The sequence below is a fragment of the Bacillus sp. LNXM65 genome, from assembly GCF_002998575.1.
In the GTDB taxonomy this organism is placed as follows: Bacteria; Bacillota; Bacilli; order Bacillales; family Bacillaceae; genus Bacillus.
The window spans coordinates 306,855-324,073 of sequence record NZ_PVRB01000003.1; the positions used below are offsets into that span (position 1 = coordinate 306,855).

Below are 17,219 nucleotides of genomic sequence, written 5' to 3' on the forward strand. Positions count from 1 at the left end.
AGCAAAGTGTTCCCACTGATCGAATTTTGTGTAAGTAATCTTGCACAAGGGTCTCAAGAAGCAAAAGAGAAGCTTGATAAAGACCCAAACCTAGACGTTATGGAATACGGCTGTTTAAGCTATTGCGGCAAATGTATGGACTCCCCATTTGCACTTGTGAATGGAGAATTTGTTTCAGGAGAAAATGCAGAGCAGCTAGTCGAGCGTATTTATGCTTTTATAGAGGAAAATGAGATGTTTTAAATGCACCACATGGGTCATGAGGTGCATTTTTTTCTTACTTCAATCTTCCATTTTTAAGGAGAATGCATAGAAAGCGCATCCAATATGTTATGCTAATAAAATATCATCAAAATGAAGCATCACACGAGAAAAAAAGAGGCATATGCATAATAAAAGCCCTTTGCCATGGCAGCAAAGAGCTTCTATGTATGAAAAACGGGGGATGATAAGATTGTCTCCTGAATCGACTCCTTTTATACTATAAAGAAACAACATTTTTGGAGGAAGCTCATGACATCATTTCAATTCACGAAAATGCACGGATTAGGAAATAATTATATATACGTCAATCAGATGAAGGAACAGCTTCCAGAAGAGCAGCTATCAGAGATAGCGATCCGCGTTTCTTCTGTTTATACAGGAATCGGTTCAGACGGAATGATCCTTATTTGCCCATCAGATGTTGCACCTGTGAAAATGCGCATTTTCAACAATGATGGATCAGAGGGTAAAAACTGCGGCAACGGTCTGCGCTGCGTCGCAAAGTATGTGTATGAGCATCAAATCGTAACAGACACAACGTTCCAGATTGAGACATTGTCAGGACTCGTTGAAGCTACCGTTCACGTGCAGGATGGTCACGTTCATTTAGTGACAGTAGATATGGGGAAACCTCGTTTTGAAAAAAAAGCGATGCCAATGCTTGGTGAACCGGCCAGCACAACGATTCATGAAGCACTTGATTTTGGCACTGTGACTTTAAATGGAACGGCTGTTTCAATGGGAAACCCGCACATCGTTTTTTATTTAGAGGACATTGAAAAAGCACCGCTTGATACACTTGGGCCAATCATCGAAAAGCATGACATGTTCCCAGAAGGTGTCAATGTAGAATTTGTAGAAGTTGTCAGTGAAACAGAACTGCATTTTCGTGTGTGGGAAAGAGGGTCTGGCATTACTCAAGCCTGCGGAACGGGAGCTTGCGCTGCGGCTGTATCCACGATTGTGAATGGACAGGCGAAAAAAGAAACGGACATGACGGTTCACTTAGCAGGCGGAGATCTCATCATTCGCTGGAAAGACAACGACCATGTGCTCATGACAGGGCCTGCTGAAACGATTTGTGACGGCACATTTTATCTGTAAACCATTTATTTGAGAAAAGGCACCATCACGTTTATAATTGAAAAGAAACATCCAGTCAAAAGGAGGGATGATCATGAGTACACCAGTAACCATTACAGAAGCTGCTGCACTGCAGATTAAAGATATGATGAAAGAACATGAAGAAGAAAATGCGTTCCTACGAGTGGGCGTAAAAGGCGGCGGATGCAGCGGTCTTTCATACGGCATGGGCTTTGACCATGAAGTCTCAGAGAAAGACACACAGTTCGAACAGCAAGGCATCCAGGTCCTTGTCGACTCCGAAAGCCTTGATATCATGAACGGCACCATCATTGATTTCAAACAATCACTAATGGGCGGCGGTTTCACCATCGACAATCCGAATGCGATTGCTTCATGCGGATGCGGTTCTTCTTTCCGAACAGCGACGAATACCGGTACGCCGGAAGAGTGTTAACAACTGATCATGGATTAAGATAAGCCTTCTTGTTCGTTTGTTTTTATAAACAACACGATCGAGGAGGCTTTTTTGATGAGGAAAATGAACCATAAAAAAAGACACTCATTCAGTGTCTCTTTCTCATATTGCTTCTTCTATTTTCAACAGTTCTTTATCCAGGACATCCACCAACTCTTGGGTGCTAAACATATAGATCACCACTTCTTTATTGCCATCTTCCACATGGACTTCAATCACAATTTTAATATTTGCGAGTTTTTCATGGTACATCACTTCATAAGTGCCCATTTTTTTCGTTTCATTGTTTTTATTCATTTTTTGAACTTTGGAGAGTATCTGTTTGATTTCTTGATCACTCAAACCAGAATCTAAAATTGAAGTGGACCACGCTTTAAAAAAGGTCCTAGTTGATCAACATTAATATTCAATCCTGCTGCGAACTGCGCATAATGTTTGTTATAGTCTTTTGTAAACAGTTCAACTGAGCCACCAATCATCAGTAATAAGCTCAAACTGATCATTAAACGCTTTAACATCTTTCCACCTATCCTTCATTATGAACTTCTTCATTTCCTATATCGGTTGAACAGATCAAAGCTTCATTGATTCCATTATCTCTTCAACAATTTATAAATCGCTCAATTTTGTTACAGCTTGCTCTCACAACTGGCTATTTCCACCCAAAAAGAGTATCATGAGAACCAAACATAAACTGTAGGTAGAAAAGAGGTTGCTGAGGTTTGAGTGAACAAATCAATTGCAGGAACTGTCATGAACTGATTCCGTATCGTTCCAAAACGTGTCCAGCTTGCGGGATTGAGAAGCCGCTTCCGAAAAAGGAACGTGTGAAGGATCGGGTGATTTTGGTTGTGGCAGGGATTGTTGTGGTGCTGCTTGCTGCAATGGTACTTGGAATGGCGAATGCCTATATTGGGGTTTTTAAATAAACGAAAAAGGAGTTCCGCTAGTGGGAACTCCTTTTTTTGATCCGTTTTTATTTGTTTTCAAATAAGCTTGTGGAATGAAGAGGCTGTACACGGGCTTTCGGGTCCATGTAGGCTTTCGCATTGTTGACAGCCGTTGGTGCTTCACCAAATCCGCTGGCAATCAATTTGACTTTTCCTTCATACGTACAGATGTCTCCTGCCGCATAGAAGCCTTCAATGTTTGTTTCCATTGTGGATTTCACGACGATCGAGTTCTTTTCGATTTCAAGACCCCATTGCTTAATTGGTCCAAGGGAGGAAACAAAACCGAAGTTGACGATCACGTCGTCCACATCAAGCACTTGTTTTTTGTCGCCTTTGACTTCCTCCAGCACAATCTGTTCAATGCGGTCTTCACCAATGAGCTCAGTTGGGACAAATGGCGTCACTACATTGACTTTCGAATTGTGCAGGTTTTCTACACTGTGCTCATGGGCGCGGAATTTATCACGGCGGTGAATAATGGATACTTCTTTTGCGATAGGTTCAAGCATCAGAGCCCAGTCCACTGCAGAGTCTCCGCCGCCAAGAACGGCCACACGTCTGCCGGCAAATTGGTTCAAATCATTAATGAAGTAATGCAGGTTGCTTCCTTCAAATGATTCTGCTGCACCTAGCTCAAGCTTTCTCGGTTGGAATGCACCGTTACCAGCTGTGATGATGATCGTTTTAGAATAATGAATCTCTTGATTTGTCACAAGTTTAAAAATGCCATCTGCCTGCTTTTCAACCGTTTCAACTGCTTGCTCTAAGCAAATGGTTTGATCAAATTTATCCATTTGTTCCTTTAAGTTATCAACTAATTCTTGTGCGCGGATTTTTGGAAAACCAGCCACATCATAAATGTATTTTTCAGGGTAAAGAGCGGATAATTGACCGCCGAGCTGAGGAAGGCTTTCAATGATTTTCACACTTGCCTGTCTCATGCCACCGTAAAACGCAGTAAACAATCCTACTGGGCCGCCCCCGATAACGGTAATGTCATATACCTTAGAATCTTCTTGCATTCCTTTAATCCTCCCAAATGAAAATTGTTATCACTATATCATATCATACCACATATCGTCGTTTGACTTGTTTTGAAAAACTTGTCGTTTTTTGATGCCGAAGCTTTGAAAAAGAGGAAAAAGCGAGAAAGACCGTTTATCATAAGGATTTTCAGTTTAAAGCCTTGAAAAAAGGAGCAGAACTCGCTATTATTGTTAAGGGAACTAAATATTAATTTTTTATGAATTTTTGTCGGATACGGTCAAATGCTTTCGTTTTATGTAGGTGAAAGTTCAGATTTTCACATACTTATTTTTTTGTTTAAATTTCATAAAATGCCGGAAAGCGGTTGAGAATAGCAATATGTAATTCTTTATCCGTTTTACAGCAAATTTAAAAAAGGTGGATGTGATTCCAGTGAATAAACCGAAAATCGTTGTATTAGGTGCAGGTTATGGCGGATTAATGACTGTAACAAGATTAACAAAACAGCTTGGCACAAATGATGCGGACATTACTCTTGTGAACAAGCATAATTATCATTACGAAACAACATGGTTACATGAAGCAAGTGCAGGTACACTTCATCATGACCGCTGTCGTTATCAAATCAAAGATGTGATTAACAGTTCCCGTGTCAACTTTGTACAAGCAACAGTTGAAAGCATTAATAAGGAAGCAAAGAAAGTTGTGACATCAGATGGCGAACTTTCTTACGACTACCTTGTTGTTGCACTTGGTGCTGTTCCTGAAACATTTGGTATTGCAGGACTGAAAGAATATGCATTCTCAATCTCTAATATCAACTCTGCTCGTCAGCTTCGTGAGCACATTGAGCTTCAATTTGCGACGTATAATACGGAAGCTGAAAAACGTCCAGAGCGCTTGACAATCGTTGTCGGCGGTGCAGGCTTCACAGGTATTGAGTTCCTTGGTGAGCTTGGAAACCGTGTGCCTGAGCTTTGCAAAGAGTATGATATTGATCAAAAAGACGTACGTATCATCTGTGTAGAAGCTGCACCAACAGCTCTTCCAGGATTCGATCCTGAATTGATCGACTATGCAATGAACTACCTTCAAGGTAAAGGTGTTGAGTTCAAAATTGGTACAGCGATCAAAGAATGTACGCCTGAAGGCATCATTGTTGGAAAAGACGATGATACAGAAGAAATCAAAGCTGAAACTGTTGTTTGGGCTGCTGGTGTACGCGGTAACCCAATCGTTGAAGAAGCTGGATTTGAAAACATGCGCGGCCGCGTAAAAGTGTCTCCAGATCTTCGTGTACCAGAAAATGATGATGTATTCATCATCGGTGACTGTTCATTGATCATCAATGAAGAAATCAACCGTCCATACCCACCAACTGCACAAATCGCGATGCAGCAAGGTGAAACAGTAGCGAAAAACCTTGCAGCACTAGTTAAAGGTGGTTCTCTTGAAAGCTTTAAGCCAGACATCAAAGGAACAGTTGCTTCTCTTGGTGAACACGACGCTGTAGGTGTTGCGTTTGGTAAAAAACTTCAAGGAACAAAAGCTTCTGCAATGAAGAAAATCATCGACAACCGTTCTTTATTCATGGTTGGCGGCCCAGGACTTGTTCTGAAAAAAGGAAAATTCAAGTTCTTCTAAACTTTAATAGACAAAAACGTGTATCCTCGTGATACACGTTTTTTTATGATATATGGCATATTTTCTTACTTGGTCATCGGCAGTAAAGTATGGTATGATAAATTATCAGAAAATTTAGATTAAGGGAGTGAGCAATATGAATGCACAGACAAAAGAAAAGAAGTCTACCTGTCAATATTGTTCGGGGAAAGGATATTTTCAGCTATTGCTCGGCGGATCTGAAACATGTGAGGAATGTAAAGGGACAGGAAAGAAGCTTTAATCCATCTGCTTTTTCCATTGATTGACTTCATCTCTATTTCCAAGTTAAACTAATGATGGGATATTTGGGGGTGGAGTTGAAGTGATCAGTTTACCAGTCGTTATCATTTCAGTTATTTTATTTTTCGTGTTATTCTTCGGCATTGGCTTTTTGCTCAATATGCTGCTCAGAATGTCATGGATTATGGCTATTTTATATCCAATTGTATGCCTTTTCATTATCAATAATCAAAAGATGATCGCTTATGTCAGAGAACCGGGCATTGCTTTTTCAGGGATAGGAGAACGCATTGTCTCTCTCGCTGCGGCAGATATCATTATCTTGTTAAGCGGTCTGATTGGTGCAATTGCATCAGGTTTTGTCATCAATGCACTTCGAAAAAGAGGGTATCAAATGTTTTAACTCACTTGTAGACATGCAAGTGGGTTTTTTTGTTTCTCCTTTGCATAGTTTCCATTTTGTTTGGAAACAAATAGATGGGTAGAGGAGTGACAAATAAAGATGAAAACATGGATGAAACGATTGTTCATGACAGCCCTTTTCATGCTTGCTCTCTTGACAAGCTTTACGGGCATATCTGGAGTTGAACCAAGTGATTTAGCTGCCTGGGTGAAAGAGACTGACCCTGGCAAGCAAGTATCTTCTTTTTTCCAACAGCAAAAAAGGGAAACGATGGCACTCAAAAGTGATGACTTGCGGGCTGTTTCTCTCGAAGAAGCGTTTAATTGGAACGATTACCCGAAGCAAAAGGTTGTCGCCACAGGTTATACAGCAGGTGTGGAATCAACAGGTAAAACGAAGGAACACCATGCATATGGCATTACATATTCAGGCGTCAAAGTGAAACGTGACTTATATTCAACTGTGGCAGCAGACCCATCAGTCTTTCCGATTGGAACCGTGCTGTTTATCCCAAACTATGGCTACGGAGTGGTCGCAGATACGGGAAAAGCCATTAAAGGTCATAAGCTTGATTTATACTATGAAACCGTAGATGATGTGTATAGAGAATGGGGTAAAAAAGTGCTTGATGTGTATATCATCAAAAAGGGCGAAGGGACGTTAACGGAAAAAGACTTAAACCAGCTCAATGAAGCAGAATCAATGCAAGTGTTCCGTCAGCAGTTTCAAGCCAATAAAGAATAAAAAAGCTTTGGACAAGTTTTAGGTCCAAAGCTTTTTTCGCTTCTACATGAAGTAATAATCTAAGATGAGTGTCAGTAAGATCCCTGTTAAGCCGCCAAAGAAGACTTCAATCGGCTTATGACCAAGAAGCTCTTTTAATTTCTTTTGCTTTTCTTTTTCTTCTGCACTCGGGAAATTCTTTGCTTCAGAAACAAATCGGTTAAAATCTGTCACCAGCTTGTTAAGTACAGTCGCCTGTTCTCCTGCCTGTCTGCGCACACCTGTCGCATCGAACATGGTAATAATGGCAAAGATGGCGGAAATGGCAAAGATAGATGTATCTAGCCCGTGCTCTAAAGCCACTGCTGTTGAGAGTGCTGTTACGGCTGCGGAGTGTGAACTTGGCATTCCGCCTGTGCTTGTAATGAGCGACCAATCTAGTCGTCTAGAAATGATAAATTGAATCGGTACTTTTACAAATTGAGCAAAAAAGATGGCTGCAAGGCTGGCAAGCAGCGGAAAATTCATCAGTACGCTCATGAACAAGAAACATCCTCTCTGTAAGAAAAAATATGGTGCGAAATGATGGACTGTATACCCTAGTAAGATGAAAAAATGATAGCAGTATCAAATGCTGCCAAGTCCATGTTCAATTATAACATTAAAGAAAGTAGATGTGGAACGAGGAGAATGCAGGCGGGCTGCTCAAGTTTTCATCGCTTTTTTCATGATGCCCTTCCGCGTGTGAAAATATAAATGTTCATCAAGTAAAGACAACTGGCAATGATCGTATAGGCACGTAAATTTTGATATAATAGAAGTTCCAATGTGAAAAATGGAGTTCATTGAAGGAGCGTGTGATAAATATGTTTTTCTCGACAAATGAATTGCAACATAAAGATACACTGGTGATCGGACTTTTTCAAAAGAGCCAATTATCAGGAAAAGCAAAAGAAATGGATGAATTACTTGAAGGAAGAATCACTGAATTATTAAAAGAAGGCGATATTTCATCTAAACGAAATCAGCTTTCGAAGTTTTTCCCATCCCCTGAGACAGGCATCAAACGCATTTATTTTGTCGGACTTGGGAAGGAATCAGATTACACGTTTGAAGAGGCAAAAGAAGGGTTTGCCCATTTATTTAAAAAGCTCCATCAAGATAAAAAGCAAGCGGTTTCGGTCTTGCTGGATACGTTTATTGGAAAGGATCTGCCTGCCCAAGATGCAGCCCATGCCCTTTCTGAAAGCTGCCTTTTAGCTACATATGAATTACAAGATTTTAAACATAAAACAAATGAACCGGATCGCTTCATCGAGTTTGTTTATGCAACGACGGATCATGATACAGCTGAAATTCAGGCAAGTCTGAAAGTGGGCGAGGTCTACGGACAGTCCGTCAATTCGGCCCGTACCCTTGTGAATATGCCGCCGAACATGCTCACATCCTCTGATCTGGCTTCGTACGCGGCAGAGCTTGCGTATAAATACGAATTTGAGATTGAAATTTTAGATAAAGAACAGATGGAAGAGCTCGGCATGGGCGGGATTCTAGCTGTCAATAGAGGCTCAACAGAACCACCAAAGCTGATCGTTCTGAAATATCAAGGCAAGGAAGAATGGACAGACGTTATCGGGCTTGTTGGTAAAGGCATCACGTATGATACTGGTGGCTATTCTTTAAAGCCAAGAGCCAGTATGGTTGGGATGAAAACAGATATGGGCGGCTCTGCCTCTGTTTTAGGCGCCATGGAAATCATTGGTGAACTGCGCCCAGAGCAAAATGTCATTGCTGTCATTGCCTCGACAGACAATATGATCTCAGCTGACGCCATGAAACCGGATGACGTCATTGTGTCACTTAGCGGTAAAACAATCGAAGTGCTGAATACGGATGCAGAAGGACGTCTTGTTTTAGCAGATGGTGTGACATATGCGAAGCAGCACGGTGCCTCTGTCCTTGTAGACGTGGCCACATTAACAGGCGGGGTCATTGTGGCACTTGGAAATGAGACAACAGGCGTCATGACGAATAACGATGAACTATATGCTCAGTTTAAAGAGGCATCAGAAGAATGCGGTGAAATGATTTGGCAGCTGCCAATCACTGAAAAAGATAAAAAGCGCGTACGAAACAGCAAAATGGCGGATCTCAATAACTCACCAGGCCGCGATGGTCATGCGATCATGGCAGGAGCATTCATTGGTGAATTCGCTGAGGATACGCCTTGGGTTCACTTAGATATTGCAGGAACAGCAACAACAGAAAAGCCTTCATGCTTTGGGCCAACAGGGGCGACAGGTGTGATGGTACGGTCATTGGCCACATTTGTGGAACGATTTGAAGGAAAGAAATAAAGGATCAGGCTCTGCCAAATGGCGGAGCTTTTTTTATGTAGGGCATACGCCATTTGACGAAGAAAATTTTCTATGGTAACATACGTTGGTACTTTAATTATCTACTACATTAGTAAACTAAAGGATTTCGGGGGTTTCACCATGAATGCAGTTGTTTTAGCGGTTATTTTAATGTTGATATTAAGCTTGCTGCGGGTCAATGTCGTGATTGCGCTGGCACTCGGTGCTTTAGCTGGCGGACTTGCAGGTGGGTTAGGCCTGGGAGGAACAGTGGAAGCCTTTACTGACGGGCTCGGAGGAAATGCGACAGTTGCCATTAGCTATGCACTTTTAGGGGCATTTGCTGCGGCGCTGACAAAAACGGGTCTTCCAGATGCCATGGTTGAAGGAGCAGTGAAGCTTCTAGGAAAAGAAGGCGACTCAAGAAGAAAAACATTATCAAAAGTACTGATCATTCTTGTGATTTTGATCGTATCTTGTTTTTCACAAAACGTCGTTCCTGTTCACATTGCCTTTATTCCGGTCTTAATTCCGCCATTATTAAAAGTGTTTAACGAGCTTCAAATTGACCGCAGACTGCTAGCGTGTGTCATGACCTTCGGACTCACTGCACCATATATTTTACTTCCAGTCGGTTTTGGACAGATTTTCCACGGAATGCTCCTTGATAACATGAAAGAGGCAGGATTAACTGTACAATTATCAGATGTTCCACTAGCCATGCTTATTCCTGTAGGGGGCATGGTGCTCGGGCTGCTTGTTTCACTTTTCGTGTATCGGAAACCAAGGGTATATGAGGATCGAGATATCACGGACGTAGAGAAATCAGCTTATACGAAAAAGAGCTTATTGCTTGCAGTGCTGGCTATCCTTGTCTCGCTTATTGTCCAGCTTTATTTATCTCAGAGCCTTGGCGTGGAAGGAATGATCTTCGGTGCACTGGCAGGCCTTCTTGTTCTGTTTGCCACAGGCATGATGAAACGAGATGAAGCGGATGCGCTGATTACTTCCGGGATGAATATGATGGCATTTATCGGCTTTGTCATGCTTGTAGCGGCTGGATTTGCCAACGTATTAACGAAAACAGGAGATATTGAACAACTAGTGAAAGCATCTTCTCAGTTCATTGGAAACAATCAAAGCGTAGCGGCCATTTTAATGCTATTAGTTGGTTTACTTGTGACAATGGGGATCGGTTCATCCTTTGCGACGATTCCAATCATTACAACCATTTTTGTTCCGTTATGTATGCACCTAGGATTTAGCCCACTAGCCACCATTGCCATTATTGGTTCAGCTGCGGCTGTTGGGGATGCAGGTTCACCTGCAAGTGACAGTACGCTTGGACCGACATCTGGGTTGAATATGGATGGACAGCATCACCACATTTGGGGTACTTGTGTTCCAACCTTCGTATTTTATAATGTTCCGCTTGTCCTGTTCGGCTGGCTTGCGGCAATTATTCTTTAACATGAAAGCTTGTAGAGAAAACGTTGTTTTTTCTATAAGCTTTTTTTGTGATGTTTTATCCATTTGTTCACTTTCTGAAGGTGAAAAATAATTAGGTCTAAAGTATGAATTAAATGAATCTTTCTTTCTCTTTCTTACGTATATATGCTGATAAAAATGAAAAGGGGAAGATGAGAGATGTCATTTTTTAAAAAGCTAGCGGCAAGTGCTGGGATTGGTGCAGCGAAAGTAGATACTATTTTGGAGAAAAACGCCTATTATCCAGGACAAGAGGTAAGGGGAACCGTCCATGTAAAGGGCGGGAAAATCTCTCAGGACATCCGCTATATCAATGTCAAGATTCAAACACAGTATGTGATTGTGAAAGATGATGAAGAGCATAGAAAATATGTGAATATCTTTACTTTACGGGTGACGGATTCTTTTACCATCCAGCCTGGAGAAAAGCATGAATTTCCGTTTTCATTTATTCTTCCTATCGATACCCCGATGACGATCGGAAAAGTAGAAATTGCAGTAATGACAGACCTTGATATCCAAGGAGGAATCGATAAATCTGACTATGACCGCATTTTCGTTGAAGCACATCCTTGGGTGAGAAATGTACTGGAGGCCACTAGAAATCTTGGCTTCCACCTGAACGAAGCAGACTGTGAACAAGCGCCTTACTTCCAGCGCCGTCTGCCATTTGTTCAAGAATTTGAGTTTATTCCGACATCAGACTACTATCGCTATATGCTTGATGAGCTAGAGCTGATTTTTCTGATAGATGAAGGCGGCTTAGACATTGTGTTTGAAGTCGACCGCAGAGCAAGAGGCCTCAGAGGGTGGCTTGAGGAGATGTATAACGATGGAGAACAGCTGGTACGCTACCGCTTCAGTCCAGCAGATCTTGAAGATGTAGAAGTGCTTGAGGGAATGCTAGAAGGAATCATCGATCAATACGCTGAATAAATGATGGAAAAAGAGCCTGAATGGAGACAGGCTCTTTTCTATGCGACTTGTAGATGATGTCTGCCCTTATGATGCGGCTTGTTGTTTTCGAAAGGACGTGGCTTTTGAAACAGAGCGATAAATTTTAGGTGCCATCATCGCAAGTAATATGGTCAATGCGTAGTCTTTCACCATAAACCAGATCATAAACAACCATGTGGTTTGATAGGAAATGGGTGCATTCAGCCACACATTTAATGCGAGGTACGTATAAGTCGTTCCGATCACATACATGACGGTCGTACCTGCAATAGCTGCAAGCAAAAAGCGGCCAAAGCCAGGATTTTTTCTTTTTTCTAAAATGAATCCAGCTAGCCAGGCAGCAGGAATATACGATAATACAAAACCACCGCTTTTGCCTAAAATAACCCCAAAGCCCGCTGAGAACTGTGCGAATACAGGTGCACCAGCAATTCCAACTAAGGCATATACAATCATAGCCAATGCGCCAAGCCGTCTGCCGAGTAAGAGACCAGCAAGTACACAAAAAAACGGCTGCATTGTAAGTGGAATTCCGCCGACCTGCAAAAACGGCACAATGGATGTGATATTGGCTCCAATCGCCATGAGTGCAGCAAACATTCCGACTAGCACAAAATCAGCGGTTTTTGTTTTCTGTTGCATGATGTTTCCCCCTGTCTTATCTGTACAAATAGATTAAGGGGATGAGAAGTATTTGTCAACCTGTTTTTATTATTGGTTAACAAAAAACCCACCCATGAAAAGGGCGGGTCTGTATTAAGCTTCTGTCATAGAAGACGCATCGATCGCTTGATGAACAGGCACATAATCATAGCCGAGATCACGAGCGACGGCTTCATATGTGATATGTCCGTTCATGACATTGACACCTTCTGCGATGGCTTTGTTTTCTTGAATGGCTTTTGCAGCGCCTTTATTAGCAATTTGCAGCGCATATGGAACGGTGACATTCGTTAAAGCAACAGTCGATGTCCGTGGAACGGCTCCAGGCATATTGGCGACAGCATAATGTAAAATACCGTGTTTTTCATAAGTAGGCTGATCATGTGTTGTGATATGATCGATTGTTTCAACAATTCCGCCTTGGTCAATCGCTACGTCTACTATGACGGAACCAGGCTTCATTTGCTTCACCATTTCTTCCGTCACAAGCGTTGGTGCTTTGGCACCTGGGATCAGCACCGCACAAATGAGAAGGTCTGCCTCACTGACTGAATCTGCAATGTTGACAGGGTTAGACATTAACGTTTTCATTTGATGACCAAATTGATCGTCCAGCTGACGCAAGCGTTCTGCGTTTACGTCAATAAGAGTGACATCTGCGCCAAGTCCAATCGCCATTTTCGCTGCGTTTGTTCCAACAACACCGCCGCCTATAATTGTGACTTTCCCTCTTGATACCCCTGGTACGCCTGCGAGCAAGATGCCTTTACCGCCTTTTGGCTTTTCTAAAAATTGTGCACCGATTTGAGCGGCCATTCTTCCTGCCACTTCAGACATTGGTGTTAAGAGAGGGAGTGATGTTCCGTCCGTTACTGTTTCATAAGCAATAGCTGTGACGCCTTTTTGTTTTAAAGCTTCAGCCAAGGAGGGCTCTGCGGCAAGATGCAGGTACGTAAATAAGATGAGTCCTTCTCTGAAATATGAATATTCCTCAGGTAATGGTTCTTTTACCTTCATGATCATATCAGAAGATGCCCACACATCTTTCGCTTGATCAAGAATTTCTGCACCAACAGATACATAATCGTCATCAGTGAATCCGCTTCCAAAACCAGCGTTTGTTTCAATTAAAATCTGATGTCCAGCTGAAAGTAATTGAGAAGCTGCTCCTGGTGTTAATGCCACTCGGTTTTCATTGTTCTTAATCTCTTTCGGAATGCCGATGATCATGTTTATTCCTCCCATGCTTATCTATTCATATTGTATGTCTAGTGTATCCTGAATGTTTAAAAAATGCTTCGGTTGAAATAAAAAATAAAAAAACGCCTCTTTGTGAAATTTCACAAATGGACGTTTTTAAGCTTCATATCAAGGTATATGGTCATTTTCTCATTCATGTTTTTTAAATCTATTTCTGCAATGTCTGTAATACGTTTTAATCTGTAATTCAATGTATTGATGTGGATGTTTAATTGCTTTGCGGCAATATTGGCATTGCTGTCACAGTCAATAAATCGTTCAAGGGTTTCGACTAGGTTGGAATGATGCCTCAGGTCGTAATCTTCCAGCTTTGATAAAGAGTAACTGGAGTAAGATGAGCCCCTTCGTTTTTCAGCGAGGACATCTAAATATTGATAAATACCAAGTTCAGAAAAACTGTGTAAACGTTCGGTTTCAACAGGAAAGCGCTCTTTTGTTTTTAATACAGCCAGTGCTTCTTTATAGGAAGGCTGAATATAAGAGATGTTATCGTAAATTCCACCAATCGCTGCTTGAACGTGATGGATATGATAACGGTCAGACAGCTGCTGCAGCATGCCGCTTGTGAATTGTTTAATATCGTGCAGCGGGTGTTCCGTTTTGGGTGAGACAAGAATAATGAATTCGTGAAAATCAACAGTTGTTAACAGCACTTGGACTTGCTGCGTTGTTTCAAGCAGGTAAGATAGCTTTTTTTCAGTGTCTTCTGTGAGTTCGTCACGAAGGCGGAAGATGATGATGGCATACGTGTCTGGACATCTGATGCCAAGTCTTAAAAATAGGTCTAGCATCTCATCCTTTTCATGAATATGACCTGTGAGCATCTTCCAGAAAAGCTCCTGATTGCGTTCTTCTGTTTTCGTTTTGCGAATTTGTAAGTTAAGTAATTTGTTTTTAACAGCATGTGCTGCCATCTTCAGAAGGTCCATTTCTTCTTCTGAAAAAGGCTGTGTGGACTCAATCGCCCAGATAAAACCGAGTACTTCTTTGTCCTTCCAGATTGAAATGGCAACCCTGCTAGATAAACCCACCTCTGCAATTTGAGGGACACGAAGCGGTTCGTCTGTTTTAAGGAGTGTAGGAATGATGCCGTCCTTCCAAAGCCGATTAATGACTTTTTCCGGTACCCGGCGGGAGATAATGGTTGAAGTTCTGGCGGGATCAGTAAAATCATTATGTGTGCTATAAGCCAACAATCGATGATGCGTATCTTCTATAGTAATAGGGCAATTGAGCACATCACTAATTTGGTCTGCCACATCCTCTAAACGATCAAGGCTGTACTTAAATGGATCTGTCTTTTTTGTCATAAAAACCCCTGCTTTTTCGAATATTTCACGTACTTACATTATGAAGAGAAAGAGGTACGTAAATCAATAACAAAATGCCATAAATTTAAAAAAGAGATCGCTCTGAGAAGCGAGCGCATCGATGCTAAAAGTAGGCGAAAAAGAAATAGTACAATAATAACGTAGTAATAAATCAATAGGCGGAAAGATTCAGTGAAGTGTGTCTACACTTATTAAGAATATATGACCAAAAAAATGTTAAATACTAGATAAAAAGCGAAAAAACAGTAATTCCATAGACTCATTTTGTAAAATAAAAACAGATTTGTTTGACTGTGTATCATTTCTGTTTTTATAATAATAACGTCAAAAAATAAGTGGATTAGCCCATTATATGGCGGCTATGCACGGGAGGTAATGAGGAATATGTCAGGAATTATTCGCGTAACCCCAGAAGAACTAAGAGCGACCGCTAAGCAATATGGTGTTGAAAGTCAAGAAGTGTTAAACCAAGTTGATCGTCTAAATAGAATGATCTCTGATTTAAAAGGAATGTGGGAAGGTGCTTCTAGTGAAGCATTTGCTGATCAATACGAGCAGTTAAAGCCTTCATTCATCAAAATGTCTGATCTATTAACAGATGTCAGCAATCAGCTTGATCAAACGGCAAATACACTTGAAAGCACTGACCAAGACATCGCAAGCCAAATCCGCGGCTAATCAAAGGGATTTCCTTTCTAAGTGTGAAAAGCAGAAAAAGCGCCGAGTGTGTCAATGGATGCCGGCGCTCTTTCTATTTTGTGAGGTGGAAATTTGTGTATATCGATATTACCATCGACTTAAAAAATTATGATGGCAGTGTGTTTGATTTGAGACTATCAAATTATTTACATATTAAACAAGTCATCCATATCGCCTGGCAGGCAAAACAAATCTCACTTCCTAAGCGAGAAGGCGGCTGGGTGCGAGTAGTCAATAAGAAAGCTGTGTTTTCAGGCGAATATAAGCTGTCAGACTGTGGAATCACCACAGGAGACAGGCTGGAAATACTATGAAAGGACTTTTGTAAATGGCAGATAAAAAGAGTTCCTATTTAGAAGAACAATTAGAAGCAGTTATGAAAAAAGAGGGTGGCACCTACAGCTTCATTTTTCAAAGAGAGACAATTAAACTCTTAGACGGTTTAGAAGCGGCACCGATCAAAGACATCAATCCTTCATTCAAAAAAGAGATTCAATTAACTGAAGATGAGGTCATCATTTCGATTCAACCGCCTCCTGCCTATCAGGAATTTCGTTTCATCCATGCAAAGGATGAAAAAAGCAAATGGATTTTTTCATACCAGCTTGTCGATGCAGTTTGCAAACACGACGTGAAGCGGCTGCATCCTATTGTATCTCCTGAAAACATTGTTTTTCATCAAGGCTTAGCTCCTGCATTTTTGCATTACGGCGTCAAAGAAAGCATTCCGCCATATGAAACGGATGAGCATCGTTTATTAAAAGAAGTCAAAGCTATCATTCTTCGAGTGGTGGACCATGAATATCAGTTTCAGGAATATGTGGCATACAGTGAGACGCTGAAATTATCTGAACTGGCAAAAGAAATCGTTGAAACGCAGTCGCTGGAAGAATTGTCTGCCCTCACTCAGCAAAAAATCGAAGCGATTGAAACGAAAGAGAAAACGCTATTAACCATTCCGAAAAAGAAATGGAAGATCGAACGATATATCGGACTAGGTCTGCTTGTCCTATTAATCCCGGCATTGGTGTACACCATTTACACCTTCTTTTTTGCGATGCCGAAACAAGAAGCGTATGTCGAGGCAAACAAATATTATCTCAACAAACAGTACAGCCAAGTGGTGGATACGTTAGAAAAATATTCAGCCAATCAAATGCCGGTCTCTCTTCAATATGAACTGGCCATTTCGTATGTACAAACGAATCAAGGCAACCTGTTACTCGATCAGCATAAAAAAGAAATCACAGATACATACACATTACAGACTGATCCGCAATATTTCCTTTTCTGGATTCATATTGGACAAGGCAATAGCAAGGAAGCACTTGATATTGCACGTGTACTTGGAGACGACCGGTACATATTCACGGCACTCGTCGCCTACCGCAATGACATTCAAAACGATGACAGTCTTACTGCAGAAGAAAAACAAAAACAGCTAGACCCGATTATTAAGGAAATGGCGAAATATGAAGAAAAAGAAACAACGGAGACAAGCACCAACGACTCCTCGGGCGCAAGCCAAACAGATGAAACAGCTGAACAAAAAGAGCAGTCAAAAGCCGATCAAGAGAAAAAAGAGAAAGAATCTGAAGCGAAAAAGAAAACCTCTCAGACGAAAAAAGATGAGAAAAAATAATTCTTTCGATACAACTGACAGTTGCT

21 protein-coding genes are annotated in these 17,219 nt (G+C 41.3%); 14 read left to right on the forward strand and 7 right to left on the reverse strand.

Annotated elements, in window-relative coordinates; genetic code table 11:
* The first annotated feature begins 6 nt into the window (after positions 1-6).
* The 3 genes from C6Y03_RS07615 (at position 7) to erpA (ending at position 1,804) form a co-directional block, all read left to right on the forward strand.
* Positions 7-243, forward strand: coding sequence for a YuzB family protein (locus C6Y03_RS07615; protein WP_003213414.1), 237 nt, complete (start codon positions 7-9; stop codon positions 241-243).
* A 270-nt stretch (positions 244-513) separates the two neighbouring features.
* Positions 514-1,368 (forward strand): diaminopimelate epimerase, encoded by an 855-nt coding sequence (gene dapF, locus C6Y03_RS07620; protein ID WP_106039118.1) that lies wholly within the window; start codon positions 514-516, stop codon positions 1,366-1,368.
* Positions 1,369-1,441: 73 nt separating this feature from the next.
* Entirely contained in the window at positions 1,442-1,804 is a 363-nt protein-coding gene (gene erpA, locus C6Y03_RS07625; protein WP_012011138.1) for an iron-sulfur cluster insertion protein ErpA, read from the forward strand.
* 123 nt (positions 1,805-1,927) lie between these two features.
* On the opposite strand, the gene C6Y03_RS19340 is transcribed toward erpA, so the two are convergent.
* Together C6Y03_RS19340 and C6Y03_RS19345 are read right to left on the reverse strand one after the other, a co-directional pair.
* Positions 1,928-2,167 carry a hypothetical protein gene (locus tag C6Y03_RS19340; protein WP_223260738.1) on the reverse strand — a complete coding sequence of 80 codons (240 nt, stop codon included), beginning with the start codon at positions 2,165-2,167 and terminating at the stop codon, positions 1,928-1,930.
* An 8-nt stretch (positions 2,168-2,175) separates the two neighbouring features.
* A complete protein-coding gene (locus tag C6Y03_RS19345) occupies positions 2,176-2,343 on the reverse strand; it encodes a hypothetical protein (protein WP_223260739.1) in 168 nt (55 codons plus the stop codon).
* Between the two features lie 204 nt (positions 2,344-2,547).
* Between C6Y03_RS19345 and C6Y03_RS07635 the strand changes: the two genes are divergently transcribed.
* Positions 2,548-2,754 carry a hypothetical protein gene (locus C6Y03_RS07635; protein WP_012011136.1) on the forward strand — a complete coding sequence of 69 codons (207 nt, stop codon included), beginning with the start codon at positions 2,548-2,550 and terminating at the stop codon, positions 2,752-2,754.
* Positions 2,755-2,801: 47 nt separating this feature from the next.
* On the opposite strand, the gene yumC is transcribed toward C6Y03_RS07635, so the two are convergent.
* Complete coding sequence (yumC, locus tag C6Y03_RS07640) at positions 2,802-3,800, reverse strand: ferredoxin--NADP reductase 2 (protein WP_034659862.1); 999 nt, start codon at positions 3,798-3,800, stop codon at positions 2,802-2,804.
* A gap of 391 nt (positions 3,801-4,191) precedes the next feature.
* On the opposite strand from yumC, the gene C6Y03_RS07645 reads away from it, so the two are divergent.
* From C6Y03_RS07645 to C6Y03_RS07655, 4 genes are all read left to right on the forward strand, one after another.
* Positions 4,192-5,409: an NAD(P)/FAD-dependent oxidoreductase gene (locus tag C6Y03_RS07645; RefSeq protein WP_161937191.1), complete on the forward strand. Its 1,218-nt coding sequence runs from the start codon at positions 4,192-4,194 to the stop codon at positions 5,407-5,409.
* Between the two features lie 136 nt (positions 5,410-5,545).
* Positions 5,546-5,671: a YuiA family protein gene (locus C6Y03_RS19160; protein ID WP_159049984.1), complete on the forward strand. Its 126-nt coding sequence runs from the start codon at positions 5,546-5,548 to the stop codon at positions 5,669-5,671.
* A gap of 81 nt (positions 5,672-5,752) precedes the next feature.
* Positions 5,753-6,073 (forward strand): YuiB family protein, encoded by a 321-nt coding sequence (locus C6Y03_RS07650; protein WP_034659859.1) that lies wholly within the window; start codon positions 5,753-5,755, stop codon positions 6,071-6,073.
* Positions 6,074-6,172: 99 nt separating this feature from the next.
* Positions 6,173-6,817 (forward strand): 3D domain-containing protein, encoded by a 645-nt coding sequence (locus C6Y03_RS07655; RefSeq protein WP_106039119.1) that lies wholly within the window; start codon positions 6,173-6,175, stop codon positions 6,815-6,817.
* A 42-nt stretch (positions 6,818-6,859) separates the two neighbouring features.
* On the opposite strand, the gene C6Y03_RS07660 is transcribed toward C6Y03_RS07655, so the two are convergent.
* Positions 6,860-7,336, reverse strand: a complete 477-nt coding sequence (locus tag C6Y03_RS07660) for a divergent PAP2 family protein (RefSeq protein ID WP_034659857.1) — start codon at positions 7,334-7,336, stop codon at positions 6,860-6,862.
* Positions 7,337-7,662: 326 nt separating this feature from the next.
* Here C6Y03_RS07660 and C6Y03_RS07665 point away from each other — a divergent pair, with 326 nt between their 5' ends.
* The 3 genes from C6Y03_RS07665 to C6Y03_RS07675 all read left to right on the forward strand — a co-directional run bounded on the left by C6Y03_RS07665 (position 7,663) and on the right by C6Y03_RS07675 (position 11,577).
* Positions 7,663-9,153, forward strand: coding sequence for a leucyl aminopeptidase (locus tag C6Y03_RS07665; protein WP_106039120.1), 1,491 nt, complete (start codon positions 7,663-7,665; stop codon positions 9,151-9,153).
* Between the two features lie 141 nt (positions 9,154-9,294).
* On the forward strand, positions 9,295-10,623 hold the full coding sequence (locus C6Y03_RS07670) for a Na+/H+ antiporter family protein (RefSeq protein WP_106039121.1): 1,329 nt from the start codon (positions 9,295-9,297) through the stop codon (positions 10,621-10,623).
* Positions 10,624-10,800: 177 nt separating this feature from the next.
* Positions 10,801-11,577, forward strand: a complete 777-nt coding sequence (locus C6Y03_RS07675) for a sporulation protein (RefSeq protein ID WP_106036547.1) — start codon at positions 10,801-10,803, stop codon at positions 11,575-11,577.
* 66 nt (positions 11,578-11,643) lie between these two features.
* Here the strand turns inward: C6Y03_RS07675 and C6Y03_RS07680 are convergent, their stop codons facing one another.
* From C6Y03_RS07680 to adeR, 3 genes are all read right to left on the reverse strand, one after another.
* Positions 11,644-12,240 carry a biotin transporter BioY gene (locus C6Y03_RS07680; protein ID WP_106039122.1) on the reverse strand — a complete coding sequence of 199 codons (597 nt, stop codon included), beginning with the start codon at positions 12,238-12,240 and terminating at the stop codon, positions 11,644-11,646.
* 114 nt (positions 12,241-12,354) lie between these two features.
* The gene (ald, locus tag C6Y03_RS07685) at positions 12,355-13,491 is read right to left on the reverse strand and encodes an alanine dehydrogenase (protein WP_060597226.1); all 1,137 of its coding nucleotides are present in this window, start codon (positions 13,489-13,491) and stop codon (positions 12,355-12,357) included.
* A 110-nt stretch (positions 13,492-13,601) separates the two neighbouring features.
* Entirely contained in the window at positions 13,602-14,831 is a 1,230-nt protein-coding gene (gene adeR, locus C6Y03_RS07690; protein ID WP_034659848.1) for a sporulation transcriptional activator AdeR, read from the reverse strand.
* 405 nt (positions 14,832-15,236) lie between these two features.
* On the opposite strand from adeR, the gene C6Y03_RS07695 reads away from it, so the two are divergent.
* From C6Y03_RS07695 to essB, 3 genes are all read left to right on the forward strand, one after another.
* A complete protein-coding gene (locus tag C6Y03_RS07695; RefSeq protein WP_003213769.1) occupies positions 15,237-15,530 on the forward strand; it encodes a WXG100 family type VII secretion target in 294 nt (97 codons plus the stop codon).
* A gap of 95 nt (positions 15,531-15,625) precedes the next feature.
* Positions 15,626-15,865, forward strand: coding sequence for an ESX secretion system protein YukD (gene yukD / locus C6Y03_RS07700; RefSeq protein WP_003213579.1), 240 nt, complete (start codon positions 15,626-15,628; stop codon positions 15,863-15,865).
* Positions 15,866-15,879: 14 nt separating this feature from the next.
* On the forward strand, positions 15,880-17,193 hold the full coding sequence (essB, locus tag C6Y03_RS07705) for a type VII secretion protein EssB (RefSeq protein ID WP_106039123.1): 1,314 nt from the start codon (positions 15,880-15,882) through the stop codon (positions 17,191-17,193).
* The last annotated feature ends 26 nt before the right edge of the window (positions 17,194-17,219 follow it).

Coding starts and splice junctions, on each gene's coding strand:
- dapF (WP_106039118.1), top strand. CDS start 514: ATGACATCATTTCAATTCACGAAAATGCACGGATTAGGAAATAATTAT.
- erpA (WP_012011138.1), top strand. CDS start 1,442: ATGAGTACACCAGTAACCATTACAGAAGCTGCTGCACTGCAGATTAAA.
- C6Y03_RS19345 (WP_223260739.1), bottom strand. CDS start 2,343: ATGTTAAAGCGTTTAATGATCAGTTTGAGCTTATTACTGATGATTGGT.
- yumC (WP_034659862.1), bottom strand. CDS start 3,800: ATGCAAGAAGATTCTAAGGTATATGACATTACCGTTATCGGGGGCGGC.
- C6Y03_RS19160 (WP_159049984.1), top strand. CDS start 5,546: ATGAATGCACAGACAAAAGAAAAGAAGTCTACCTGTCAATATTGTTCG.
- C6Y03_RS07655 (WP_106039119.1), top strand. CDS start 6,173: ATGAAAACATGGATGAAACGATTGTTCATGACAGCCCTTTTCATGCTT.
- C6Y03_RS07660 (WP_034659857.1), bottom strand. CDS start 7,336: ATGAGCGTACTGATGAATTTTCCGCTGCTTGCCAGCCTTGCAGCCATC.
- C6Y03_RS07665 (WP_106039120.1), top strand. CDS start 7,663: ATGTTTTTCTCGACAAATGAATTGCAACATAAAGATACACTGGTGATC.
- C6Y03_RS07670 (WP_106039121.1), top strand. CDS start 9,295: ATGAATGCAGTTGTTTTAGCGGTTATTTTAATGTTGATATTAAGCTTG.
- C6Y03_RS07675 (WP_106036547.1), top strand. CDS start 10,801: ATGTCATTTTTTAAAAAGCTAGCGGCAAGTGCTGGGATTGGTGCAGCG.
- C6Y03_RS07680 (WP_106039122.1), bottom strand. CDS start 12,240: ATGCAACAGAAAACAAAAACCGCTGATTTTGTGCTAGTCGGAATGTTT.
- ald (WP_060597226.1), bottom strand. CDS start 13,491: ATGATCATCGGCATTCCGAAAGAGATTAAGAACAATGAAAACCGAGTG.
- adeR (WP_034659848.1), bottom strand. CDS start 14,831: ATGACAAAAAAGACAGATCCATTTAAGTACAGCCTTGATCGTTTAGAG.
- C6Y03_RS07695 (WP_003213769.1), top strand. CDS start 15,237: ATGTCAGGAATTATTCGCGTAACCCCAGAAGAACTAAGAGCGACCGCT.
- essB (WP_106039123.1), top strand. CDS start 15,880: ATGGCAGATAAAAAGAGTTCCTATTTAGAAGAACAATTAGAAGCAGTT.